Raw genomic sequence first — 25,396 nt, 5'->3', positions numbered from 1 at the left:
GGCCCTATCAGCCTCGCTTAAGAGGTATTACCGTAAATGCAGCTCAGCCAAGTGTGCAGCCTCAGAAGTATACCCCAGTGACGACAGGCACTGGAGCATTGCAGCGAGCCGTATAAACCCGCTGCAACCCTATCCAAATGGACAGATTGCTTATTTGAACTCGCATTCTGTGGCTTTCATGACCTGGCAAAAGGCACCCACGAGTGTCGCGTTATGATGGTCAATAATAGCGTTAGCGCTCATCACTGGCGTATCTGAGCAGGTATGTCCATCCTCTATAAGGATAGCCTCGAATCCTAGGTCCCGTGCTGCGCGGCAGGTACTGTCGATACAGTACTGAGTCTTCATGCCCGCAATTAGAACAGTATCAACGCCTTTTGATCGGAGCTGTTCGGCCAGATTGGTAAAAGCAAACGCATTGGGCCTGGTTTTATCGAAAATAATTTCGGAGCCTTCAAGAGCCAGTCCATTTACCAATTGAGTGAAAGGGCTACCCGGCTCAATCGGACTACCAGCAGGGCCTGTATGCCTCGCAAGGAAAACGGGAGAGCCCGCTTTTTGAGCTCGATAGATAAGGTCATTTAGAGTGGAAAGTAGACGATCGCCAAGCCAGGGTTTGTCTGGACCTTGAAACAGGCCTACCTGCATATCGAGGATCAAGAGTGCGTGCATGGATTATGTCCTTACGTTGGCCAGTGACGTAAGGACAAATAAAAAGCCCCTACCATCGCTGGCGGGGCCTTTGGATTCGCTCGCTATCTCTTGCTCACGACACCTTGCACGGCCCGCCTATAGCGGTCGTGGTGGTAGCGGTCGAGGTGAGCTGAGTTATATGCATGTCTTGAATATAGTGACTGCTGCAAATGTCAGCAATACCGACACTTTGCCATCAGCAAGGTTGGACAGAATCTTTATTCGGTTTGCTTGCTTCAAGGAAAAAATGAGCACGTTAGGACAATCTTTTTTGAAAAAAGAAGCGCGTATGCTCCGGTGGAAAACTATCAAGGTGACCAAATTCAGTGAAGCCATGTTTTTGGTAGAAACCCGGTGCCTGAAAGTCAAAAGTATCGAGCCAGATTCCGACGCAACCTCTTTCACGCGCAACGTCTTCGGCCATGTTCACCAGGCGTGAACCTATGCCTTGGCCCCTTGTTTCCTCAGGTATGGCTAGCAACTCGATGAATAGCCAACGATAGTATATTTCCCCATAGAGCCCTCCAATGACTTCATTGGTGTTCTCATCGCGGACTAGTAGCGCGATTGACTCTGGTTTCGGATCACCCGCTTTAGAATGATTATGAGCCCGTAAGGGTTTAAGGATAGCCGAGCGCTCATTTTCTTTTGGGTTAATTGCAATCTCGATACGCGCACTCATGAGCTCATCCTTTCGATATTGACTGTGGTACCCATACATTAAGGCTTTAAAGCTTAAACAGATCGTACCAGGTCAGCCGTGTATTTTTTGAATGTAGCTGTGCCAAGGAAGTAGCCGTCTTGTGGCAATAGCCTATGTAACTGCCGCGCTGGCATAAAAGTATGTGTTCGGATTTAAAGAAGTTTGCTTTCTTTGAGATTGCTGACAACGTCAGCACAACGCTTTATCAGCGCCATGCTTATCGCCGCGCCCCTGCCGTTTTTCATACCTAAGCCTCGGCCCCTATAGTCTTAGGTACATCCCTGATGCATAAAGTTAAAACAATGTAGGTGCACGGACAGCCATAGCATGCAAAGCCATTGAATAGGCTTCTGCCTCATTTATAAGCGCAAAATAATTTCCCAGTAGTCTAAATTGACTTTAAAGACGATCGGTCTAATATGGGGGCATGACTACCAGTACCTTACCGGCCCGCCGAGGCCGGCCACCTAAGATTCCCCGAGAGCACGCCGATACGCGTGACGCTTTGATCCATGCGGGTATGGAAATCTTTACCGAGCAAGGCTTTGCCGCCACAGGCATTGATTTAGTCCTTAAACGAATACAGGTGCCTAAAGGCTCGTTTTATCATTATTTCGATAGCAAGGAAGCCTTTGGGCAGGCAGTGCTCAGGAGCTACGCAGCTTACTTCGCGCGTAAGCTTGACCGCTGGTTATTGGATGAAAGCGTTGATCCCATACAGCGGCTAAAGAACTTTGTAGAGGATGCCAAAGTCGGTATGGCCAGGTACGAGTTTCGACGCGGCTGTTTGGTTGGCAATCTTGGACAGGAAGTACTCGTTCTGCCGGATAGTTTTCGCTCCCAGCTAGAAGCGACCTTGCTTGATTGGCAACGGCGTTTAGCTGACTGCCTTCGTGAGGCAGCAAAGAAGGGACAGCTGCGGTCTGGATGTCATTGTGATGATTTGGCTGCTTACTTCTGGATTGGCTGGGAAGGCGCTGTGCTACGTGCACGACTGTCTCAGACGGTGCAGCCTCTCGACTGTTTTATTGAGGGCTTTCTGAAAGGCATCAAAGCATAACTGCTGCTGCCTAATTAAAGACGATCGGTCTAAATAGGAGACATGATGTTTAAAGCAATTCTCATCGACAAAAATGCATCAACCTATAACGCTCGGCTGGCTGACATGAGCGAAGACCAGCTTCCTGAAGGGGATGTAACGGTACGTGTTTCCTATAGCACGCTGAACTTCAAGGACGGACTGGCTATAACAGGGAACAGCCCTGTCGTGCGCAAATTTCCCATGGTGCCTGGAATAGACTTTGCCGGGATCGTTAAGGAAAGTACTCATCCACGGTACAAGGCTGGAGACCGAGTGCTGCTCAATGGATGGGGCGTTGGTGAAAGTCATTGGGGTGGACTGGCTCAAAAGGCCAGCGTACAGGGTGATTGGCTGATCCCGCTACCGTCCGGGCTCGACGAACACCAGGCCATGGCAATCGGTACTGCCGGATACACTGCCATGCTTTGTCTAATGGCGCTGGAGCGACATGGAATCACACCTGATAAAGGAGACATCCTGGTAACAGGTGCTAATGGTGGCGTTGGTAGTTTCGCCGTTTCTCTGCTAGCTCGTAACGGTTATTCGGTCATTGCTGCCACAGGGAGACCCGAGGAGTCGGAGTACCTTAAAAAGCTTGGCGCCCAATCGGTTATCAACCGCAACGAACTGTCTGAGCCGGGCCGTCCGCTCTCCAAAGAGCGCTGGGCTGGAGCTATTGATTCAGTGGGTAGCCATACGCTTGCAAATGTCTGTGCTGCCACTCGGGCAGAAGGAGCGGTAGCCGCCTGTGGTCTAGCACAGGGTATGGACCTGCCCGCAACCGTAGCGCCTTTCATTCTTCGCGGGGTAAGTCTGCTAGGTATCAATAGCGTCACCCAGGTCTACGAGCGGCGTGTGGAGGCCTGGAACCGCCTGCAGACAGATCTCGATTTATCTATGCTGTCTGAAATAACACGCGAAATTACGCTAGGGGAGGCTATTAGTGCATCCACTGATTTGCTTCAGGGCAAGATACGCGGGCGGCTTGTCGTCAACGTGAATCGCTAAGAGAGCTTGGTGGATGTTACCTGTCTGGTGCCCAAGTGCTTGGTAAAGCAGCTGCTATTGTTGAGCCGCTCCTGGCTTTGTTCATAACCCAACTTGATTGTTGAGCGTTATCCTCAGATCCATTAGCCAGTAACAAACTGGCCAATGGAAAGACTTGCAGCTCAGTAGAATGTGCTTCGCCAGCTCGGCTGCGTATGGAGAGAGGATATCAAAGCAGTAGGTACATAAATACAATAACCGGGTCGCCCAGGCTTAACCATTGAGGGCTTCTTTTCAGCTGACTATAGAGATATGTTGCTTCAGGCGCTATGGCTATTCCTATACCTTGCGTTACCAGGCTGCCCACAGCATTCAGGGTAGCAATCTACACCCGAAGAGTTAGGCGCTTGCCGGCTTGCTTTACCTTTTTCAGAGGTTATTGAAGCGCATATAAAACTCACTGCTGACCAGACTAACGAAACCTATCTAAAAACTAGCTAGGCAGGTAAAGCGCTTCAGACGATCCAGGCAGAAGTTGCGTCAACCGAGGAGCATAGGATCAATCCATCTATTAGTCTGGATGGAGGTCAGATACCAACAGTACTCAGCACTGGAAGAAGCCTGACATCATTCAGGAAAGGCTGTAATCAGAAAGCGCTGCTTAGCTTAGCGCCTCATCTCTTTGACAGCAGTGGCCAGTTGGTCGATTGTCCAGGGCTTGCGTAGAAAAGGCACATCCTTAGGTAGTTGTATTTCCAGGCCGGTATAGCCAGACATCAAGACGATTGGAAGAAAGGGCCAGCGTTTTGAAACGATATGCGCCAGGTCGATGCCGTTGATGTGTCCGGGCATTCTCACATTCGATACGACCACACTTACCAATAGCGCTTTGCCCTCCAGAAAGTTCAGGGCCTCGTCAGCCGTACCAAACGCCGCTACTTCAAAACCTTCGTTTTGTAACACGTCGATCATTAGCTCACGAAGCATGACCTCATCTTCCGCTACAAGCGCAATGGGGGGGTAACGCTGTGATGTTTCAGCATCATGTACATCCATTTGACGTAACCCAGTTGAGGTTTACTTAAAGCATAGCTGCTTTATAGAGGACCGCCTGCCAGAGCGGCTTTGAGATCAGTCTTTGGGCAGGACGGCTGACCTCTAGCACTTCAACCTGTGCGTGAGAGGACGGTACGATATTGTCCCGGTGTTGCGCCATGTACCTGAGCAAACCGGCGGCTCAGGTGACTGGCGCTGGAAAAGCCACAATCCAGCGTAATCTGAGCAAGCGGCAACGTAGTATTCACCAGCAGCTCTCGAGCCTTGGCTAATCGCCGCGCCAGTACATAACGGTGAGGCGGCATACCGAATGAAAGCGTGAACATGCGGCTGAAGTGAAAGGTCGACAAGGCCGCTTCTTCAGCCAGTGTCGCCAGCTCAAGCGGTTTATCCAGATGAGTATCAATATAGTCGCGGATGCGTCGTCTGACTGATGGTGAAAGGCCGCCGCGCCAGTGGACCTCCTGGCGCGGCCCGCACCCATTGAGCAGCAGATGGCTGACCGCTTCGTGCGCCAGGCTCGAGCACAGCAGGCGCTCTCCAGGTTCCTGCCAGTCACTGCGTTCCAGCGCACGGCAGATGGCCACGAGTGCAGGATCCTCCATGTATGTGCGTTCCTGCAGATGGATCGCCCGGGGTTCCTTGTCCAGAACCCGGATGGTTTCCAGCATCAACTGCTCAGGGGTGACGTACAGATGCATGAAACCCAGCCCTTGCGTAACTGACCAGTCAGAGTCGTGTCCGGCTGGCAGAACACAGAATCGGTCAGGCGCCCCATAGTGGCCCGGCTGGTCAAGGCGAAACGTCTGCCAGCCACCTTCCAGATAAAGCGACAAAGTGTGATGATCCGGGCTGCTGTAACCCAGCACGTCGGCATCGCTGCGATACCACTGCGCCAACGCCATGCCATTGCCCAGCGCAGTATGACGTAGACGGTGTGCATTGGAGGCCTGGTCTAAGGTACGAAACACTTGAAAGTCGTCGGCTTGCTGCATGATCACATCTCCTGGGCTCACATCATAAGGCTTATGAGAGGCGCGAACCGCATGCCAGAATAAAAAGCGCAAGAATGTGCAACCCTTCAACGGACTGACTCACCACACTGGTTTCCTGACCGCTGGAGACCACCATGAACCTTACGCTTTATCTGTTGACTGTTCTGATCTGGGGCACCACTTGGATTGCCATCAAGTTTCAGATCGAATCCGTAGCCATTCCGCTTTCGATTGCCTATCGCTTCGCCCTTGCAGCGCTGGTCCTGTTTCTAATCCTGATACCGACCCGTCGCCTACAGCCATTGGATCAACGCGGCCAGCTGTTCTGCATGGCTCAAGGTGTTTGCCTGTTCTGCCTGAACTTCATCTGCTTTTACTCGGCCAGCCAGTACATAGCCAGTGGGCTGATTGCCGTAGTGTTTTCAACCGCCACACTCTGGAACGCCCTCAACGCACACCTGTGGTTCAAGCAAGCCATCGCGGCTAACGTTTTGGCCGGGGGCGCATTGGGTTTGCTGGGGCTCGCCCTGTTGTTCTGGCCGGAACTGGGCAGCCACACGGCAAGCCATGAGACTTGGCTAGGTCTTGGGCTCTCCTTGTTAGGAACACTGTGCTTTTCAGCGGGCAACATGATTTCGAGTCTGCAGCAGCGCGTGGGTATCCGCCCGTTGACGAGCAATGCCTGGGGCATGTTGTACGGCGCCTTGATTCTATTGGTGATCTGCCTTGTACAGGGGGTACCTTTTACAGTCGACCTTAGTACGCGCTACATCAGTTCGCTGGTCTATCTGGCCGTTCCTGGCTCAGTGATCGGATTTACCGCCTACCTGACTCTGGTTGGCCGTCTGGGTGCTGAGCGGGCGGCCTATTGCACCGTCCTTTTTCCGGTGGTTGCCCTTAACATCTCGGCATGGATGGAAGGATACCAATGGACATGGCCTGCACTGTTTGGGCTGGCGCTGGTACTGCTGGGCAACATCCTGGTATTTCGCAAACCCAAGGGTAGCTCGACCTTGCTGAAACCTACGACATCAATGGGGCGATAAAAATAAACAGTTGAAAAACAACGGCTTACTGGGTTTTCCGTTCGTCGGAAGGCCGCTTGAAAGTATTTTCACTATCCTTATGTAAGGTCATGCGGGATGCCGAAATCGGGTCCCGGGTTATCGAAACTTGCTGATCTTCAGGAGATTCATCATGACTGGTTTATCCCTTGCACCTTTGTTCCGTAGCACTGTTGGCTTTGATCGTTTCAATGATCTATTTGAGTCGGCGCTACGTGATTCGGTACCAGGCTATCCGCCTTACAATGTCGAGAAGCACGGCGAAAACGACTATCGCATCGTGATTGCGGCAGCGGGCCTGCATGAAGACGATCTGGATATTCAGGTCGAGCGTGGTGTGCTGACAATAAGTGCCGATCGGCGTGAGCACACCGCTGAAGGTGTGACCTACCTGCACCAAGGTATTGCCCAGCGTGCCTTCAGGCTGTCCTTCCGGCTCGATGAGCACATTGAGGTCAAAGGCGCCAGCCTACGCAATGGCTTGCTCAATATTGATCTGGTTCGCCGGGTGCCGGAAGAAGCAAAGCCAAAGCGCATTACCATTGCCAGTGAAGCGCGTCCTGCACTGAATGACGAAGCGGCATAAGTAACAAAGACAGCAAAGGGCGTCCAACGGCGCCCTTTGCCTGTATAGCGATCTGATTGGAGGACCGGCTTATTCAGCCGGTCCTTGCTGGATCAGGCCGAGGCGGGTGCAGGAACCGACGTATCCGCCAATTGCTTGCCATTCTCATCGCGCAGCTCGACACGCTGTATCTTGCCAACGATGAACAGGTAACTGAAGACTGCGACTAGCGCGTTGGCACCTACATACACCAACGCCCAGCGGAACGAGCCCGTTACCGCAATGATGTAGCCAATGATAATGGGCGTGGTAATAGAGGCGATGTTACCGAACGTGTTGAAGAGACCACCTGAAAGGCCTGCAATCTGCTTGGGTGACGTGTCCGATACAACCGCCCAACCCAGTGCACCTAATCCCTTTCCGAAGAAAGCCAGCGTCATGAAGCCAACTACCATCCATTCGGCATCCACATAGTTACAGAACACCATTGAGGTGGATAGCAGTAGCCCACACACGATCGGCAGTTTACGGGAGAAGGTCAGTGTATTGCCGCGACGCAGCAGCCAGTCGGAAATGATGCCGCCCAGTACACCCCCGATAAAACCGCAGATTGCCGGCAAAGAGGCAATGAAACCAGCCTTTAGGATGGTCATCCCACGCTCCTGGACAAGATAGACCGGGAACCAGGTCAGGAAAAAGTAGGTGATAGCATTGATACAATACTGGCCGAGATAAACACCCAGCATCATGCGATTGGTCAGCAGTTGGCTGATGTAGTGCCATTTGGGGCCGTTGTTGGTACCACGTGTCTGGTCCATGTCGACCAGACCACCGTTCTTTTCGATGTGTGCAATTTCCGCCGCATTCGCCCGTGGATGATCCTTGGGGTTATAGATCGTTTTCATCCAGATGCCGGAGAAAATGATGCCCAATACACCCATGACAACAAATACATGTTCCCAGCCGAAGCTGTAAACGATCCAGCCCATTAGCGGTGCAAACAATGCCGTTGCGAAGTATTGTGCAGAGTTGAACACGGCCGAAGCGGTACCGCGCTCTGCAGTGGGGAACCAGGCCGCAACGATGCGGGCGTTACCCGGAAATGAAGGCGCTTCGGCAAATCCCACCAGAAAACGTAGAACGAACAGCGTAACCACGGCCCAGGCTACAGGCATCATGCCAACAAAGCCCTGAAGCAGAGTAAACAGTGACCAGATGAAAATACCCGTGGCGTAAACGCGTTTTGAACCGAAACGGTCAAGTAGCCAGCCCCCCGGGATCTGACCCAGCACATAAGCCCAACCGAAGGCAGAGAAAATGTAGCCGAGCGTGACGGCATCGATTCCCAAATCCTTTTGCATACTGGAGCCGCCAATCGAAATGGTGGCTCTATCCGCATAGTTGATCGTTGTTACCAGGAACAGCATCAGGAGAATCAGATAGCGGACCCGGGTTTGCCGTGTATCGCCCATAACGTTCACCTCGATATTTATTGTTGTCGATGATTAGCCTCACCCCGTAGCGCGGTGTGGCAGAAAGGAAGCGAGCTGGAGCTATGCACCTGAGTGGGTAACAGGCAATAAGCGAGAGGGAAGGGGGAACTGAGTACGCGGTTCGGTATGTTTCACAGTTGTTGTCCTTTTTATAGTGATCAGATGGTGCCTTGGCTGATTGCGCAATCATTAAAGGCACTATCAGACAAATCGGTTGTGTCTATTGATAACCGATCTTGATGTGATTGCGCAATCATTAAAGTGCAAGAGGCTGACGAATAGCCGCCTGCCGTTGAATCAGGTTGTGGAGCGTTCCACAATTGTGAACCCAGTGTCCAACTGTACCGGCTCGGTATATTGGTCAGGATTTTGAAAGCGCGCCAGCAGGGCCTTCGCAATGAGCTTGCCCATTCGGGCACCATCAACATTCACAGTCGAGAGTGCGGGGTATACATGAGCCGCGCTGGATAGGTCGCCAAATCCTAGAACGGCCAGTTCTTCAGGCACCTTGATCCCCTGACTGGCCGCTTCTGCCAGAATGCCCTGGGCGACTGTATCGGAACTGCATACCACCACTTCAGGAAGCGAGCCACGCCCCTTGAGCTGGCGCAAACCTTCACGACCACTTAACAGCGTGGCAGGCGTTTGCATGATCTCGACAGGTACATCCGTAATGCCTAACGACGCCAGTTGGTCCAGCAGGGCACGTCCACGCTTTAGAGCTCGTATGTCGTCGACCGAAACCAGTCCAAACTGACGATACCCTTTGCCATAGAGATAATCGGCCATAGCGCGCCCAACGGCTTCATGGGAAAAGCCGATTTGCATGTCGATTGGCTCGGTTCCTAGCTCCCATGCTTCAACTACCGGAATGGAGGAGCGGGACAGTCGTTCACGACTTTCTTCGGTGTGAAGTGTGCCAGTCAGTACAATCCCGTCAGGCCGCCGACCGAGCACAGCTGCCAAAAGCTGCTCTTCCTGTTCGGGAGAGTAGCCGGTCAGACCTATCATCGTCTGGTAGCCAGACGCGGTCAGCTGATCGATCAAGGCCTGTACCGTGTCGGCAAAAATAGAATGTGCAATTGTCGGCAGGAAGATGGCGACCAGCCGACTTTTATTCGAAGCCAGGCCTCCCGCCAACATATTGGGAACATATCCGGTGGCTTTGACGGCGGCCAAGACCTTTTCCCGGGCGGCCTCGCTTACGATCTCTGGGCGATGGAGTGCTCGGGAAACCGTAATGGGTGAGACACCCGCCACCTTGGCGACATCAATCAAGGTCAGGGCGGGAGTACCAGAAGAGGGCCCGGAGGCGGTTTTCGATGATTTTCTTGCCATTACCTTCGAGGCCAACAATGAAGCAGAGCGCCATCTTAACGGCTTGCGCTTTTCTTGTATGCGTTCTGTCGTGGGTATCCAGAGCTATTGCTGAGCCGTTACCACTCGGCAAAGTATTCCTCTGTACTCCCTCTGGACATGATGGGCCACTGTTCGGATGAGGCGAAATTCAACCAAAGTTTGATACGCTGTTGCAAACTGACGTTGGACTTGAAGGCTCATACAAGAGCGGCAAGCTATACGCTTGCCGCTCAATCCCTCACTTTTCAGTGAAACGCATTCCGCGAAATGTACGAACCGGGTTACCGCGCTCAATCTCATGATGGAACAAGCGTCTATCCAGTCGCTGAGCTGCCTGGGCGTCCTCGGCGTACTGCGCAAGTTTTTGCTCAATCAATGCCATTGCCAGGCGCTTGTTGGCATGCTGGCTGCGCTCGCTTTGCATCTTAACCGAAAGCCCGCTCTGCACATGAGTAGCCCGAACGGCAGAGTCCGTCTTGTTCACGTGCTGACCACCAGGCCCTGAGGCCCGCACGTATTCGAAGCGTATGGGTCCTGAGGAGGCTGGTGCAGGTGGCGCAAATACTCTTGCGCCAAAATACCAGTTCTTTCTGCCATGCTGGGGCCGGTAAGGACTTTGGCATATCCAGAGTAGGCTACCGTTCCATCGGCCGGCCAGTGACTCGCTGCGCTCGCCTTCCAATACCACAAGTGCAGAGCTAACGGTGCCGCGGTGCTCGCCATCCGCTTGTTCAACCACTGACAGCAGCACATCCTCGCGTTCGGCTTCTTTTTCCAGAAGACGAAGCGCCCTGGTTACGGCCAGCTCGCACTCGGCCGGGCCTTGGGCCGATGAGAGTTGCAGGAGTATCACGGGCAGCACCCCCGTCGCTTGTAGGTCAGCACCGGTTTAAGCCGGGCTATGACCGTGACCAGTGAAGCACCTTGCAGGGTTTCAATGATGCTGTCGATGTCCTTGTACGCTTCTGGCGCTTCCTCGTACATCAACGCCTTGTCCTCACAGATTACCCGGCTGCCTAGGGACGTGCGCTTCAATTGATCGAACGAGAAGCGGTTGGATAACCGATCACGGCATTCTGTCCTGAGCCATTTTCTGCCGGCACCGTGGGCGAGGGAAAAGAGACTGATTGCCGAAGGAATCGGTTTGACCAGCCAGCTATAGGACCCACGAGAGCCCGGAATGATGACAGGTCCCACGTCGGCCGGAGTGGCGCCCTTGCGATGCAGCCAGCCCTGCACACCGTCAAGGGTGGCTGAGGACACAAGATTGTGGTTGATATCCAGCACCTGACAACCCTTTGCACGCAGATTCGCCAGGAGTCGTCTGGCGATAAGCTGGCGATTGGCTTCTGCATAGCGCAGGCCTTGGTCGTGCAGTGCCAGATACTCGAGCCCTTCGGGCGACTTGGGATCGAGACCGGCGTGCCCAAACACCTCGACATGCCTGCGCAAAACCGACTCGCCATAGCCTCGCGATCCGCTGTGCACAAGCAGAAGCAGGGTTTTTCGATCCAGCCCCAGTGAAGCGACCAGCGTTTCGTCATGAACGGTATCGATGGCTTGAAGCTCGGCAAAGTGATTGCCCCCGCCAATCGTGCCCAGAGAGGCTTCATGGCCTGTCCTGGAAAGCGAAAAGGCCTTTACGTCTTCGGCCCAACTGTTGTCCAGTGGCCCGTCGATACTGCCCAGGCGCCGTTCGAGTTTGTCGAGGTTCAGCTTGCCAGCTCGGATATCAGTCTGCCAGAGCGCCATGCCGCAGCCGATATCATTTCCAACCAGGGCTGGATAGATAACATTTTCAGAGAAGAACGCGGCGCCTACTGGGTAGCCACGGCCTGGGTGAAGGTCCGGCATGCCGGAGACCCGGACCATGCCAGTCAATCTGGCAGTAGTTTCCAACTGCTGTATCGCAGTACCTTCGATCCAGAGATTATCGGATGTGATAAGGTTGACGCGTTCCGATAGAGTACGAATGCAATTGCCCATAACCAGTTCCTGATGGGTAAACAATAATTCAGGGAAAGGCAGGCCGGAGCCGGGCAAAGCGTGCGCTTAAGTGCGCAGGAAAGCGTTTACGCCTGGCAGGACCTGCAAAGAGTGAAAGCGCGTCGCATGATCAGGCTCCTTGCAAGACAGAAAGAAAAGAAAAACGGATAGTAGTGGCTTGGCTGCAGAAAATCCAGTACAGGGAAGAAGAGGGCAGCCACAAAAAGGGCTACCCTGGACAACTCAGCCCTCGGTCGAGGTTTTGGACCGTTGGGCAAAGCTCTTGCGCAGCTTTTGAAGCTTGGGTGGGATTACCGCCATGCAGTACTGGTTGGCGCGCCCACGCTCTTCCCAATAGTTCTGATGATATCCTTCTGCCGGATACCAAGGCCCCAGTGGCTCGATCGTGGTCACGATGGGCGCTGAGAGACCTTCCTGTGCACGTGCAATCGCTGCTCTGGCCTCGGCTTCCTGTTCGGGGTTTGCCGGGAACAGGGCAGTACGGTACTGCGTACCCATGTCGTTACCCTGTCGGTTGAGCTGGGTCGGGTCATGGGTTGCAAAGTGAATATCGAGCAACTCGCCATAGCTGATCACGTCAGGGTCGTAACCAATACGGATGGCTTCGGCATGGTCGGTATTACCCTCACAGACCTGCTCATACGTAGGGTTGACCGTTTTGCCGCCGGTATAGCCACTCTCGACGGAAACGACTCCGATGACATCCTTGAATACTGCCTCTACGCACCAGAAGCAGCCTCCTGCAACGGTCATGTATTCGGTCGCCATAAAATTCTCCTAAAGCATGGTGTTGGGATGACTGGCTGATCAAACCTGTGCGGAACACGTAACAATCGGTTTGTGCTTACTCTACGCTATTTCGATCAGCGCTTCTGCGGCCAGAGGTTGCAAATATCGTTATGGGTCAAACGTTTGGCGAGTATACGTCTTGCTCTTGTAAGGGTTGGTAAGTATGCCTGTAAGAAGGTGCTCTGCCGTACAGGCACAGACAAGCCATCCGTGACCTGATTCTGGTTAAGGTGGCTTGCAGTGCTCTAACCTGTGATTGAGATGGTGCCTTACAAAAGCTATTTCAATAGCTCTTTACTCAGGCCAGATAACGGCGGAACCAGTCCAGTGTTCGCTCCCATGCCAGCGTTGCGGCGGCTTCGTCATAACGTGGCGTCGAGTCATTATGGAATCCGTGGTTGGTGCCGGGATAGATATAGGCTTCATAGGTTTTGCCAGCGGCTTTCAAGGCGCTCTCATAGGCAGGCCAACCTTCATTGATACGCTCATCCCGCTCGGCATAATGAATGAGTAACGGTGCCTTGATGCGAGGGACATCTTCAACTCTGGGTTGCTTGCCATAAAACGGTACGGCTGCGCCGAGTTCAGGATAGGCGACAGCTGCCGCATTGGCTATGCCTCCGCCATAGCAGAAACCGGTGATTCCTACCTTGCCAGTTGTGAGCTCATGCCCCATGAGCCATTCGACGGCAGCAAAAAAGTCGTTCATCAGCTTTTCGGGATTAACGGTTTGCTGAAGCTCGCGCCCCTTGTCGTCATTTCCCGGGTAGCCGCCTACGGAACTCAAGCCATCAGGGGCCAGCGCCACGAATCCCGCCTTTGCCAAGCGTCGCGCAACGTCCTCGATGTAGGGATTGAGCCCACGGTTTTCATGAGCGACGACAATACCCGGGACCTTTCCCTTGGCCTGCGCAGGTCGCACGAGATAGCCACGGACATGTCCATGCCCTTTAGGTGATGGATAGGAAATGTATTCAGGAATGATCTCAGGATCGGTAAATTCGACTTGCTGTGCCAGTGCATAATCTGGACTCAAGGCGGCAAGAAGCGTCGTGGTGGCCAATCCGCCTACGGCGAACTTACCTGCACGGTCGAGAAACTCCCGGCGATTGATTCGCCCATGCACGTAATAGTCATACAGCTCAAGCAGCTCAGGCGCGAAATCTTTTGCGGTAAGACGGGCCATGTATGTTCTCCTTGTTGGGTGCAGGCGGGGGATTGCTTAAGGCTTAAAGGAAGTGGATCGCTTTCATAAACATCATAAGGGTAGTTATCGGAAAATCGTCTAGGCGGCAATCGCTATTGGTGTTTCCAACTGTTGTGCGAAGGTAGGCCATGCCTGTAGGGCCTTAGAGAGGGGGGCGAGGGGTGATGGCCTTTTAATCAAGCCTGTACTTGTTTCTACCAAATTCGCATCTGCTCGATAAACGAACAACCTGCTCAAGCATTTGACGCGAAAGCCGATAGCTGTAGTTCAGTTGCGCCTTTTATCGCAACGCGTCCTTCAACCCAGAGATTCTGTCTCATGTCCAAGCAACTGAAATTCAGCCACAAGATTCTTCTGGCAGCTGCATTGGTAGTTACTGTTGCCCTAGCCGGCTTTGCCGGCTTCAATGCGTATCTTCAACGTCAGGCAATCGATCAGAGCCTGCAGGCATCCTTGACTGAAACGGGCAAAGTGACCGCAGGCAATATTGCCTACTGGCTCGATGCACGAGTTAAGTTGATTGAAAGCCAGGCGCAAACCCTGACGCGAGACAGCTCACCTGCGGTCCTGGCGGGTTTGCTTGAGCAGAAAATCTACATCGGTAATTTTGATTCCACTTACCTAGGGCAGGTAGACGGTACCTATACCACGCGTCCGGAGCGAACCTTGCCTGCTGGTTACGATCCACGCAAGCGCCCTTGGTATAACGCAGCAACCACCGCTGGCAGTACTGTTTTGACAGCGCCCTATGTTTTTGCTTCCTCAGGCCAGTTAGGCGTAACCATTGCGACACCGCTCATGCAGAACGGTCAACTGGCGGGCGTTGTGGGCGGTGACCTGAACCTGTCAACGCTGGTCAGTATCATCACATCTCTGGATGCCGGTGGCCTTGGTGAGGCCTTTCTGGTCGATAGCGAAGGAAAGATTCTTGTCAGCAGTCATACAGATCAGGTGCTAAAAAACCTTAAGGATATTTTCCCCGAGGCTACACCTACCCTGGCGCCTGGTTTTAGCGAGACGCGCCAAAATGGTCTGGACCGCCTGATCAGTTTTACGCCGGTAGAAGGCCTACCCTCTGTCAAGTGGTACCTGGGGTTGTCTATCGATAAGGACAAGGCGTATGCCCCGGTTATCAAGGCGCGTAATCTGGCGATTGTGGCGACACTGGTTGCCGTCGTGGCGATTATCGTTTTGCTGGGTTTGCTGTTGCAGACGTTGTTACGCCCTCTGCGTGATCTGACCCGCGCGATGGACAACATTGCCGAGGGCGAAGGCGACCTGACCCGTCGTCTACCCGTGGAAGCCCGTGATGAATTCGGTGCACTGGCCACGGCATTTAACCGTTTCGTTGCCCGTATCCATGACTCGATTCGTAACGTTGCACAAAGCTCGAGTGAGTTGAATCAGGTGAGCCGCTTGGTGCTGGATGCCTCTACGGCTTCCATGCAGCAGTCTGATAATCAGTCCCAGCGTACCAACAGTGTCGCTGCGGCCATCAATGAGCTGGGTGCTGCGGCACAGGAAATCGCTGGGAATGCCGCCCATGCTTCCAGTGACGCCAGCACTGCACGTATGCAGGGCGAGGAAGGACGCAAAGTGCTCGGCGAAGCGCTGCAAGCCATGCAGGCCTTATCACAAAAGATTGGCACATCGTGTGACCATATCGAAGCGTTGAACGGCAAGGCGGCCAATATCGGCCAGATTCTCGATGTCATTCGAGGTATCTCCGAGCAGACCAATTTGCTGGCGCTTAACGCGGCGATTGAAGCCGCCCGAGCCGGTGAGGCGGGACGTGGCTTCGCTGTGGTTGCTGATGAGGTGCGTTCCCTGGCGAGCCGTACTCAGAGTTCGGCGCAGCAGATTCACCAGATGATCGAAGAGCTGCAAACCGGTTCGCGAGATGCCGTACAGCTGATGCGCGAAAGCCAGGAGCAGAGTACCCACAGCATGAGCGTTGCCGAACGAGCAGGGGCACGTCTGGACAGCGTGACTCTGCTGATCGGTGATATTGATGGGCAAAACCAGTCGGTCGCGGCGGCAACTGAAGAGCAGACGGCAGTTGTTGAAACACTGAACATGGATATCAGTGAGATCAACCTGTTGAACCAGCAAAGCGTGGCGAACCTGGAATCTACACTACAGGCCTGTACGGCCCTAGAGCAGGAAGCCGCTCGCTTGCAGCACTTGGTTGGTGGGTTCCGCATCTGAGTTGATGCTAGCCCTGACAAGCTGGCGTTAGGTACAACCATTTCAAAGGGAGCGAATCATGTTGTTTGCTCCCTTTTTATTTAGCTGTAAGCAGGTCTAGGCACTCAGCTAAACCCGTCCTACCACCGCCTATAGCTCGCCTGGAATAGCTCAGATAACTGATATGTCGTCTGGGCCTCGTTTTTGATACCGCCCATGACTTTGACGGTGCCATTGCGGATTTCCATGACGTTACGTTTGATGCCTTGGGAAACAACTGCTTTCTGCTTGGCAGCGTAAGGGCACCCAAGGGTGCCTCTTCTCATGCCGTCTGTTCGGCTGGAGAAACGATGGTCGTTTTGCCGCGTGAGCGACCTGAACTGAGGTAGTCGGCAATTGATTCCTGGGTGACTTCTCCTAGAAAATCATGCTCGGCGCTTAATACCGGTAGCCACGACGAGTTGAACTGGTACATGCGAGACAGAAGAATGCGCAAGTGCTCATCATAGGCTGCGGTAGCCTTGAACGGTGTCAGAAACGGCTCTACCGGGCCGCTCTGGCCACGCAGGTCGCGTCGACGAATATAACCCAACCCTTTATTGCCGGCGTCGGTCACGACCACGTAACGCCGGTCATGCTCCTCCATCAGCTCCAGCGCATCGCCAATGAGGGTATCTGGTCGAATGGAAGGCGCATTGTCAGCAGCATCTTCGGCGCGAATCAGAAGCAGACGCTTGAGGGTACTGTCCTGACCTACAAAGCTGCTGACAAAGTCATCTTTGGGATGGGCCAATAATGTATCGGGATGGTCGAACTGAACCAGCTTGCCGCCTCGGAAGACCGCAATCTTGTCGCCCAGGCGAATGGCTTCGTCAATATCGTGACTGACCATGATAACGGTCTTGTTCAGCGCCCGTTGCATCTGGAAGAACTCGTTCTGGATGGCCTCACGGTTGATCGGATCCACTGCACCGAATGGCTCGTCCATCAGCAATAAAGGTGCTTCTGCTGCGAGTGCACGAATTACACCGATGCGTTGCTGTTGACCACCAGAGAGCTCACGTGGGTAGCGTGACAGATATTGCTTGGGATCAAGCTGTACCATACTCATGAGTTCAGTGGCGCGCTCGCGGCACCGTTTCTTGTCCCAACCAAGCAGTTTCGGCACAACGGTAATATTTTCCTCAATGGTCATGTTTGGGAACAGACCAATCTGTTGGATTACGTAGCCGATGCGGCGACGCAACGTCACCTCATCGATGCCGGTAGTATCTTCACCATTGATCAGAACACGTCCGGAAGAAGGTTCGATCAAGCGGTTGATCATCTTGAGCGTAGTGGTCTTGCCACAGCCGGAGGGACCCAGAAATACGCAAATCTGACCCTCTTCTACAGTAAGACTGACCGAATCCACGGCCTTGACGTCTTTGCCATTCTGTTTGAACGTCTTTGAGAGTTTGTCGAGCTCAATCATATGGTTCTCCTTAAACGCTGGCACACAGGCCGCGCGGGGTGAGGCGGCGTTGCAGCCACTGGAGGAACAAATCGGCCGCGATGGCCAGCAAACTGACGAGCACGGCGCCGACAATCAGGGTCGCCATGTCGCTACGGCTGATGGAGGTAAGGATGAGTACGCCCAGGCCACCCGCGCCAATGGTGGCGGCAATGGTCATTACCCCAATGTTCATGACGACGGCGGTGCGTATACCCGCCAGGATGACCGGGACGGCGATCGGTAAATCCACCATGCGCAGGCGTTGCCAGAATGTCATGCCAATGCCCGTACCGGCTTCACGTATGCCCGGCTCGACGCTGCTCAGCGCCAGATAGGTGTTTCGCAAGATAGGCAGTAGTGAGTAGAGAAAGACAGCGGTAATGGCGGGTAACGGTCCTAACCCTTGTCCGAACGTGGAGTAAACGGGTAAAAGCAGACCGAAGAGCGCGATGGCCGGAATGGTCAGCACGACCGTCGCGATACCTTGCAGCGGGCCGGCCAGCCAGGGAAAGCGCGCCATCAATACACCTAGAGGCACACCCACCAGCACAGCGAGTCCTACTGCAATCGCGACCAGGGTGATGTGCTGTTGGGTGAGGTGCAGTACTTCCATCCAGTCGATATGGTTGAACGAGGTGACGAAATCCATCTTACTGCTCTCCCTTCAACGGATGCTCACGCAAGAAATCACGCGCGACCTGCGCTGGAGTCTGGCGATTGATATCGACCTTGGCGTTGAGCTGGCGCATGGTGGCCTGATCCAGGCTTTCAGCGAGCGGCGTTAGAAGCGTCTCAAGATCCGGATGCGCTTTCAGGTAGTTGCTGTTCACTACGGGCGCGGCGGTGTAGTCGGGGAAGTAGTGCTTGTCGTCTTCCAGCACCTTGAGTTTGAACGCGTCTAGTCGCCCATCGGTGGTGTAGACGAGCCCGGCAAAGACCTGGCCGTTACGCAGAGCGGTGTAGACAAGGCCCGGGTCCATCTGTCGAATCTCCTCGCGGTCAAGCTTGATGTCATACTCCTTGACGAGCCCGGCCAGACCATCAGAGCGATTGGCAAATTCGATATCCAGCGCCAACAAGTGGGATCTTTCCGGTTCCGACTTCAGCCGTGCAGACAGATCCGTCAGAGTATTGATCTCGGGATACTCTTGGACGACTTTTTCAGGCAATGCCAGTGCATAGGTATTGTTAAAACGAGTGGGGGTGAGCCAGGTCAGCCCTATCTCTGCATCAAGCTCCTTGACTCGCTGATAGGACGCCTCCTGGTCCAGCCTGTCGGTTATGTGGTTATAAGCTACCAGGGAAGTGCCGGTGTATTCCCAGGTCAAATCCAACTGGTGATTCTTCACACCGTTCCAGGCGATGGTACTGCCCAAGCCGCCGACGATTTCAGGCTGGTAGCCTTGGGCCTGCAGATATTGCGCGGTAAGTTCGGCTAGGATGGCCTGCTCAGTAAACACCTTGGCACCGATTCGGATAGGGCCGCCTGCCGCTTGAGCAATTGACGCCAGGGTCAGGCCAAAACTTGCAAGCGTTATACCGACGAGATTAATCAGAGTTTTCTTCATGGTCTTCTCCTAACGCGCCAGGCCACGTTCGAGCCAAAGACGGCTGGCGATAAGCACCAGGCCATCCATGACCAATGCGAGCAGCGCAGTCGCGCTAGCACCCAATACCAACTGCGGCTGATTTTCCAAGGCAATCGCTGGAAAAATCAGGCTGCCCAGGCTATTGGCGCCAATAAGAAACACTAGCGGTGTGGTACCTACATTAAGAGCTAAGGCCACGCGTACTCCGCCTACGATGATCGGGACAGCATTGGGTAGCTCGACCTGCCACAGGACTTGGCTAGGCGTCATACCGATACCAACTGCTGCCTCCTTCAGTGATCCCGGTACGTTTTTGAGGCCTTCGTATGTGTTGCGTACGATGGGCAACAATGACGCCATAAACAGGGCTAGGATGGCTGGCCCGTTGCCGATGCCAAGGAACCCCAGCGCAATAGCCAGCACGGCCAAGGGCGGAATCGTGTTCCCGATATTGAACACCTGCATGAACCGCTCGGCCGTACCGACAAACCGCGGGCGGCTCAGAAGAATACCCGCTGGAATACCTATCGCCAGCGCAGCGAGCATTGACACTACAACTAGAAATACGTGTGCGTGCAGATAAAACAACAGATCATCGCGTTGATCGACAATCGAGTCCCAGCCGATCCAGCGGACCAGCAAGAGGAGGGCGACCGTGCCGGCAGCAGCGCCAAGCACAAGTGGTTTCCATCGAATCGCCATAGCGAACTCCTTCGGCTAATGGATGCCGAGGCGCTATGGGGCACTGCCCTGAAAACAACGGTAAGCCCATAGAATGAGGCAGACTGCTGCGCTTGATCCGATGCATGACCGGCTCGCTCGTTCAGAGCATGGCGTTTTGCCTCGACGCAGAATGGACGGCGCACGGAGCGTGATAGTTCGGTCAACTGCCAATGAATGACCGGAAAAGAGGACTGCACCACGTTTCAAGACACAACAGGGACTTATAACAGTCAGGGTTGTCAGGAAAAGGTTCGTAGCGCCAGCCAAGAACAGCTTCTTTACAAATGGGCATCGCTATCGCTGTAACTTGGTAAAAAGCCCATGGCTGACAACATGGGTGCCTTGTCAATATAAGTGAGTGTTTAGAGTCACTTAGCTTTGTAATGGCTTACCGTTCTAGAGATGATCCAGTAATAAGAAAAACAATCGGCTTTAATAAGACGAATGGCACATAAAGCATTTCTTCAAACTGCATAGAGGGCTAACTGCTTCTGCTGATTTCCCAGTCTTTTCAGAAACATTTTTACACATGTTGGTAATTCAAGCCTGTGCTCGAATTCTTCATGCTTTCAGGTTGACTCAGGCAGATAGGTTGATGAATGAGTGCACCGCTGTAACAGCGCTTGGTCGCGATTATGCCACGGGTGCCAACGCTCACCTCACTTACGCTGAAAAGGCTTCAGAAGCTAAATGAACACCATCATCCGAGGGACATTGGAAGACACGCCTGAGGGTGTCGGCAACGCTTATTCCATAGCGCTAAAGCGCTTTATGGTTCTTCATTGACAGGATTTTTTCTAAAGATTCATGGATACGGTTTATCTTGTTTTAATGCTTTTACTCGTCGCCTCGGCTACTGGGGTGGCGGCTCGCTTTCTACCATCACTGCCCACGCCGCTTGTACAGATTGCTTTTGGTGCGCTACTGGCCTGGCCTGCCAGCGGGCTGCATGTGGAGCTTCAGCCTGAGCTGTTCATGCTCCTATTCATTGCCCCGCTTCTATTTGCCGATGCGCGACGGTTCCCGCAGCGTGAATTCATGCTGCTTCGTGGGCCTATTTTGGCATTAGCGCTGGGCCTTGTACTGGTAACCGTGATTGGTGTGGGATATGTGGTTCACTGGTTATTCCCCGGTTTGCCTTTGCCTGTCTGCTTTGCACTGACGGCGATTCTTTCACCTACGGATGCCGTCGCGGTATCGGCTATTTCCGGTCGACTTCCTGTACCACCGCGGCTGATGCACATTCTTGAGGGCGAGTCGCTCATGAATGATGCGTCCGGTCTTGTGGCATTCAAGTTCGCGGTAGCCGCAGCCCTGACCGGTGCGTTTTCTCTGGCACAGGCAACAGTAGGGTTTCTGCTGATTTCCCTGGGTGGGCTACTGGTGGGCGCCTTGCTGGCGCTGGCCTTTAATGTGGTGCGGACCCGTCTGATCGAGCGGCACCTTGGCGAAGCTTCGACGATTCAGATCGTGCTGCTGCTCCTGCTGCTACCCTTTGCGGCGTTTCTGCTGGCGGAGCATTTTCATCTGTCCGGTATTCTCTCCGCTGTGGCAGCGGGTATGGTCATCAACCGGCTTGACCTCAAGCGCCAAGATCAGACCACGTCCCGTATCCAGACGCGCAGTGTCTGGGAAATGCTGGAGTTTGTGCTTAACGCATTGGTATTTCTGCTACTCGGTTTCCAATTGCCCGAAATCATTGGCGGCGCGCTTAACGCAACGACCAGTGCAGGCACTACGCTACCGTTTATTGAGTTGCTGGGTTTCGTCGCGCTGATTTCGATTGCGCTTCTAGGGATGCGGTTTCTCTGGATATTTGGTGCCGTACATGTGCCTCGGCTGTTGCGTCGCAAGCCAGCGCGGTCTGTCTCCGCTCGCGTCATGTTGGCCGGGACATTGGCAGGTATTCGAGGCACCATTACCTTGGCGGCTGCCTTGTCGCTGCCAGAGATGCTGAATGACGGTACGCCGTTTCCGGCCCGTGAGCTGCTGATCTTCCTGGCGACTGGCGTCATTCTGTTCACCTTGATTACCGGAAGCGTAGGTCTTCCTCTGGTGTTGCGCGGGCTGGATCTGCCTGAAGACAGCCGCGAATATGAAGAGGAGCGCCATGCGCGTATTCGTGGGGCCGAGGCGGCAATCCGGCACATTGAAAACTATCACCAAGAAAAAGCGAAGGTACTGGCGGACCACCAAGGGGATGAAGAGATTATCGTCGCGTTCAACGAGATCACCCTCCATCTGATGGACTACTACCACAAGCGCATGGAGATCAATAACCACGAGCTGCCGACCCCGCTTCTCGAAGCGCGACGCGATCTTGAGCGGGAAACGCGTCTGCAGGCGCTCAAGGCGGAGCGCACTGAATACTACAAGCTGCGTAGCCGTCACCATATCAATGACAGTACGCTACAAAAGCTGGTGAGGGAGGTGGATCTGATCGAAACCGCTTTGACTGCAAGCGCAACCAGGCAGCATCACTAAATGATGTAAGCAGGCTCCGTAACGTTGGGGCCTGCTTACGCAGCGCTGGTCATTACAAGCGATCATGCTCTTGGGTGATATCAAACCGATTGATCGCATGGGTAAGCGACCCGGCGCTGTAAGGCTTGGAAATGAGGGGGATACCCTTGAAGCGATCAGGAATCACCGTGTTTTCGCCATAGCCTGTTGCGAAAATGAAGGGATGTTTAGCATCGGCCAACTCGTCTGCAATGGCCAGACTGGTCTCCCCCGACAGATTCACATCCAGTACGACTACGTCGAAATGAGTAAAGCCCAAGGCGCGGCGTGCTTCGTTGACCGTTCCGGCAATCTCCACATCAGCGCCAGCTTCCTGGAGCATTGCCTGTGCATCCAGCGCGATCATCATGCTGTCCTCTACCAGCAACAATTTTTTCTCTGCCAACGATTGCGCCGTGACCAGCGTAGGCGCCGTTTTCAGCTCAGTAACATTCCCCACACTCACATGGCGTGCCGGGATCAAAAAACTGCCCTGGACACCTTCGATTCGGTATTCGATCCGGGCCTCACCTTGCAGCTCGAAGGGAATGGTCCGCTCGATAACGACCGATCCAAATCCTCGGCGGGAAGGCGCGCTTACTATCGGCCCTCCGCTTTCACACCACTCGATCCGAAGGTCCTGATCACTTACCAGGAACCAGGACACCAGCAGATGCCCGGTCGGGCGGCTCAAGGCGCCATACTTGACCGCATTGGTCATCATTTCATGGAAAACCAGTGCTAGCGTCTGATAGGCCCGTGCATCCAGGATGACCGAGGGACCGGAAAACATCACACGATCCTGCGCACCGTAAGCCCAGGCTTGGGCTTCGGCTTCCAGCAAGTGAAGCAATGGCGCCGAGGCCCAACCGACTTGATTCATCTGGTCATGCGCCTGAGCGAGGGCGTTGATGCGATGCTCAAGATCTGCAGTAAAGTCTTTGACGGATGTAGTCTGCTGACCACTCTGACGGACCACTGCCCGAATCAGGCTAAGAATATTCTTGACCCGATGGTTGAGCTCGGCAATGAGCAGCGATTGGCTTTCCTGGGCCACCTGCCGCTCCTGCGCAATCAATTCGGCACGCCGAAGGATCACTTCCAAAAGTGAGATGCGCAAGGTCTCGGCAATCTGTTTTTCATCGGAGCGCCAGGGTAGTGACTGCCCCCCAACTGTTTGTTTCCAAGCCTCAAAACTCTTGCGTGGGCTGATGCGCTCGCCCGGCGTGACCGGTTTGTCTGGATTGCCTCCCCAGGTGATGGTCTGCACGAATTCACGACGGAAAAACAGCAAATAGTCTCGGGGGGAGCGAGAGAAGGGTATCGCCAGTACCCCGCTGACGGCCTGCGCATAAGCCCGTGCGGGAGGAAAAAGTTTGCTTAGTTCGTGGGTGGCAAGTACCGCATTGGAACTGCCCATACTCAGAAACTGAATCAGCGGCTCTACCATCTCAGGTGGAGGCGTGATACCAAAGCCAGTGAAACGGCTGCCCGACCATACCCCGATGCCGTCACAGGGGATGATGTCATTCAAGTTTCCGGCATAGGCGGCCAGATTATCGAATAGCGTCTCACGGGGTGACATGCTGGCGATCAGCCGGTCATGCGCCTCATGCGCGCTGCTGACCAGGCGCAGCTCATCCTGATGCTCCCTCGCTTCCAGCTGAAGCGACAACACCTGCCCAAACAGTTCCGCGGCAGCGCTCATGGGACCGCTCAAGCGATAAGGCTCGCTATGGTGGCAGGCAATCAAGCCCCATAGCTCTTCCCCCCGCATAATGGAAACGGTCATCGTGGCTCGCACGTTCATGTTGTGCAGATACTCGATGTGTACGGGCGAGACGCTACGCAAGGTAGCAAGACTGAGGTCCAGGGGCAGGCCATCCGGCCCGAAGCCTGGTACCAATGGAACAGGTACATAAGCTGTATCGGTAATTACACGTAGCCATTGACGCTTGTAGAGCGCTCGGGCCTGAGCCGGAATATCCGAGGCGGGATAATGCAGCCCGAGAAAAGCATCCATGCCGGGCCTTACCGCCTCAGCAATGACCTGGCCGGAGTTATCGTGTAAAAACTTGTAGATCATGACCCGGTCGTAGCCGGTGAATGCCCTGATCTGCTGAGCCGCCTGTTTCAGGAAGCGGTCAAGGGTCGGAGCGCGCTTGAGCCGCCCGATCAGGCCTTTGACGAGCGTGACAGGGTCAGCCGCCGCGGTGTTATCCAGACTTGGCGTGCCCTCGATGATGGCTATCCCGCCCGAGACATGAACGGCCATATCGTAAAATACGTCGCTGTTGTCCAGTGACATGCGGTTAAGGCGCTCTGCCGTGCCGGACAGCATCGTCGTCTGCAGGAGGTTACGTAGCGAGTGAACGGCTTCCAAAGGCAGTACCTGCTCAAGATCAAGCCCAAGCAGATAATCGGGTGAGTATCCTTTGAGGTAGTCAGCCGTGTTGGCTGAAGCCTGAATGATTTTCCAATCAGGCAGGCTGCATCCCAAAAGAAATCCATGTGGCTGAATAGAACCAGGAACATGGATAGGTTCACGCTCACAGACGCTTAAATCCACGCCCTCGGATACGGGCTGGTACGACTCACTCACAGACGAGAGCCTCCTAGAACAAACGTTTAATTTGACACGTTGCACGTGAAAAACACGTAAAGAAAGATCAGTGGTTAGGAGAACGGGATAAGGCGCTGCGTGAGTGAGCAAGTTCCTTAGAGCCGTTTTGATGAGCATAACAGTGAGCCAGTCTGAACGCAGTACGATCAGACCGCTGGTCGAGCCGTATCTTTATAGAGCACCGTACGGAGCCAATCGGTGCATTCTTATTCTAGCCTACGTCTGTCCAGCGCTTATTGCACCTATCAATACGTGAACTTTATCGCACTTTACTATTA

General features: G+C 54.0%; 21 protein-coding genes and 1 pseudogene. 7 read left to right on the top strand and 15 right to left on the bottom strand.

Going from position 1 to position 25,396, the window contains the following annotated elements; genetic code table 11:
- Window positions 1-150 precede the first annotated feature (150 nt).
- Window positions 151-672, bottom strand: coding sequence for a cysteine hydrolase family protein (locus tag HMPREF1487_RS20990; RefSeq protein ID WP_010798746.1), 522 nt, complete (start codon window positions 670-672; stop codon window positions 151-153).
- A gap of 277 nt (window positions 673-949) precedes the next feature.
- Window positions 950-1,375, bottom strand: a complete 426-nt coding sequence (locus tag HMPREF1487_RS20985) for a GNAT family N-acetyltransferase (protein ID WP_010798745.1) — start codon at window positions 1,373-1,375, stop codon at window positions 950-952.
- Between the two features lie 448 nt (window positions 1,376-1,823).
- On the opposite strand from HMPREF1487_RS20985, the gene HMPREF1487_RS20980 reads away from it, so the two are divergent.
- Together HMPREF1487_RS20980 and HMPREF1487_RS20975 are read left to right on the top strand one after the other, a co-directional pair.
- On the top strand, window positions 1,824-2,456 hold the full coding sequence (locus HMPREF1487_RS20980; RefSeq protein ID WP_010798744.1) for an acrylate utilization transcriptional regulator AcuR: 633 nt from the start codon (window positions 1,824-1,826) through the stop codon (window positions 2,454-2,456).
- A 45-nt stretch (window positions 2,457-2,501) separates the two neighbouring features.
- A complete protein-coding gene (locus HMPREF1487_RS20975) occupies window positions 2,502-3,485 on the top strand; it encodes an acrylyl-CoA reductase (NADPH) (RefSeq protein ID WP_010798743.1) in 984 nt (327 codons plus the stop codon).
- Between the two features lie 645 nt (window positions 3,486-4,130).
- On the opposite strand, the gene HMPREF1487_RS20970 is transcribed toward HMPREF1487_RS20975, so the two are convergent.
- Together HMPREF1487_RS20970 and HMPREF1487_RS20965 are read right to left on the bottom strand one after the other, a co-directional pair.
- On the bottom strand, window positions 4,131-4,520 hold the full coding sequence (locus HMPREF1487_RS20970) for a response regulator (protein ID WP_010798742.1): 390 nt from the start codon (window positions 4,518-4,520) through the stop codon (window positions 4,131-4,133).
- Window positions 4,521-4,630: 110 nt separating this feature from the next.
- Window positions 4,631-5,515 (bottom strand): AraC family transcriptional regulator, encoded by an 885-nt coding sequence (locus HMPREF1487_RS20965; protein ID WP_010798741.1) that lies wholly within the window; start codon window positions 5,513-5,515, stop codon window positions 4,631-4,633.
- Between the two features lie 134 nt (window positions 5,516-5,649).
- On the opposite strand from HMPREF1487_RS20965, the gene HMPREF1487_RS20960 reads away from it, so the two are divergent.
- Both HMPREF1487_RS20960 and HMPREF1487_RS20955 read left to right on the top strand, forming a co-directional pair.
- Window positions 5,650-6,561, top strand: coding sequence for a DMT family transporter (locus HMPREF1487_RS20960; RefSeq protein WP_010798740.1), 912 nt, complete (start codon window positions 5,650-5,652; stop codon window positions 6,559-6,561).
- Window positions 6,562-6,712: 151 nt separating this feature from the next.
- Window positions 6,713-7,165: an Hsp20 family protein gene (locus HMPREF1487_RS20955; protein ID WP_010798739.1), complete on the top strand. Its 453-nt coding sequence runs from the start codon at window positions 6,713-6,715 to the stop codon at window positions 7,163-7,165.
- A gap of 92 nt (window positions 7,166-7,257) precedes the next feature.
- Here HMPREF1487_RS20955 and HMPREF1487_RS20950 read toward each other — a convergent pair whose 3' ends face one another.
- From HMPREF1487_RS20950 to yghX, 6 genes are all read right to left on the bottom strand, one after another.
- On the bottom strand, window positions 7,258-8,616 hold the full coding sequence (locus tag HMPREF1487_RS20950) for an MFS transporter (protein ID WP_010798738.1): 1,359 nt from the start codon (window positions 8,614-8,616) through the stop codon (window positions 7,258-7,260).
- Window positions 8,617-8,934: 318 nt separating this feature from the next.
- On the bottom strand, window positions 8,935-9,975 hold the full coding sequence (locus HMPREF1487_RS20945) for a LacI family DNA-binding transcriptional regulator (RefSeq protein ID WP_010798737.1): 1,041 nt from the start codon (window positions 9,973-9,975) through the stop codon (window positions 8,935-8,937).
- A 259-nt stretch (window positions 9,976-10,234) separates the two neighbouring features.
- A complete protein-coding gene (gene prfH / locus HMPREF1487_RS20940; RefSeq protein WP_010798736.1) occupies window positions 10,235-10,849 on the bottom strand; it encodes a peptide chain release factor H in 615 nt (204 codons plus the stop codon).
- On the bottom strand, window positions 10,846-11,982 hold the full coding sequence (locus HMPREF1487_RS20935) for an RNA ligase RtcB family protein (RefSeq protein ID WP_010798735.1): 1,137 nt from the start codon (window positions 11,980-11,982) through the stop codon (window positions 10,846-10,848). Before HMPREF1487_RS20935 ends, prfH begins: the two co-directional genes overlap by 4 nt.
- Window positions 11,983-12,225: 243 nt before the next feature.
- Window positions 12,226-12,771 carry a peptide-methionine (S)-S-oxide reductase MsrA gene (msrA, locus tag HMPREF1487_RS20930; RefSeq protein WP_010798734.1) on the bottom strand — a complete coding sequence of 182 codons (546 nt, stop codon included), beginning with the start codon at window positions 12,769-12,771 and terminating at the stop codon, window positions 12,226-12,228.
- A gap of 319 nt (window positions 12,772-13,090) precedes the next feature.
- Window positions 13,091-13,978, bottom strand: a complete 888-nt coding sequence (yghX, locus tag HMPREF1487_RS20925; protein ID WP_010798733.1) for a YghX family hydrolase — start codon at window positions 13,976-13,978, stop codon at window positions 13,091-13,093.
- A 339-nt stretch (window positions 13,979-14,317) separates the two neighbouring features.
- Here yghX and HMPREF1487_RS28515 point away from each other — a divergent pair.
- Both HMPREF1487_RS28515 and HMPREF1487_RS28510 read left to right on the top strand, forming a co-directional pair.
- A pseudogene (locus HMPREF1487_RS28515) lies at window positions 14,318-15,352 on the top strand (cache domain-containing protein); the annotation flags it as partial.
- A 90-nt stretch (window positions 15,353-15,442) separates the two neighbouring features.
- On the top strand, window positions 15,443-16,207 hold the full coding sequence (locus HMPREF1487_RS28510) for a methyl-accepting chemotaxis protein (protein ID WP_371106401.1): 765 nt from the start codon (window positions 15,443-15,445) through the stop codon (window positions 16,205-16,207).
- 301 nt (window positions 16,208-16,508) lie between these two features.
- Here the strand turns inward: HMPREF1487_RS28510 and HMPREF1487_RS20910 are convergent, their stop codons facing one another.
- Genes HMPREF1487_RS20910 through HMPREF1487_RS20895 form a run of 4 tightly spaced genes read right to left on the bottom strand, consistent with a single transcriptional unit; the run spans window position 16,509 to window position 19,972 of the window.
- Window positions 16,509-17,660: an ABC transporter ATP-binding protein gene (locus tag HMPREF1487_RS20910; RefSeq protein WP_010798730.1), complete on the bottom strand. Its 1,152-nt coding sequence runs from the start codon at window positions 17,658-17,660 to the stop codon at window positions 16,509-16,511.
- A gap of 10 nt (window positions 17,661-17,670) precedes the next feature.
- Entirely contained in the window at window positions 17,671-18,330 is a 660-nt protein-coding gene (locus tag HMPREF1487_RS20905) for an ABC transporter permease (RefSeq protein ID WP_010798729.1), read from the bottom strand.
- Window position 18,331: 1 nt separating this feature from the next.
- Window positions 18,332-19,249 carry a glycine betaine ABC transporter substrate-binding protein gene (locus tag HMPREF1487_RS20900; RefSeq protein WP_010798728.1) on the bottom strand — a complete coding sequence of 306 codons (918 nt, stop codon included), beginning with the start codon at window positions 19,247-19,249 and terminating at the stop codon, window positions 18,332-18,334.
- 9 nt (window positions 19,250-19,258) lie between these two features.
- Window positions 19,259-19,972, bottom strand: a complete 714-nt coding sequence (locus HMPREF1487_RS20895; protein WP_010798727.1) for an ABC transporter permease — start codon at window positions 19,970-19,972, stop codon at window positions 19,259-19,261.
- Between the two features lie 852 nt (window positions 19,973-20,824).
- On the opposite strand from HMPREF1487_RS20895, the gene HMPREF1487_RS20890 reads away from it, so the two are divergent.
- Window positions 20,825-22,477: a Na+/H+ antiporter gene (locus HMPREF1487_RS20890; protein ID WP_083603249.1), complete on the top strand. Its 1,653-nt coding sequence runs from the start codon at window positions 20,825-20,827 to the stop codon at window positions 22,475-22,477.
- Between the two features lie 52 nt (window positions 22,478-22,529).
- Here HMPREF1487_RS20890 and HMPREF1487_RS20885 read toward each other — a convergent pair whose 3' ends face one another.
- Window positions 22,530-25,097, bottom strand: coding sequence for an HWE histidine kinase domain-containing protein (locus HMPREF1487_RS20885; protein WP_010798725.1), 2,568 nt, complete (start codon window positions 25,095-25,097; stop codon window positions 22,530-22,532).
- Between the last annotated feature and the right edge of the window lie 299 nt (window positions 25,098-25,396).

This window comes from Pseudomonas sp. HPB0071, from assembly GCF_000478505.2.
In the GTDB taxonomy this organism is placed as follows: domain Bacteria; phylum Pseudomonadota; class Gammaproteobacteria; order Pseudomonadales; family Pseudomonadaceae; genus Chryseomonas; species Chryseomonas luteola.
Note: the sequence above shows the minus strand (reverse complement) of the source record. Positions and strands in the feature narration are given on the sequence as shown.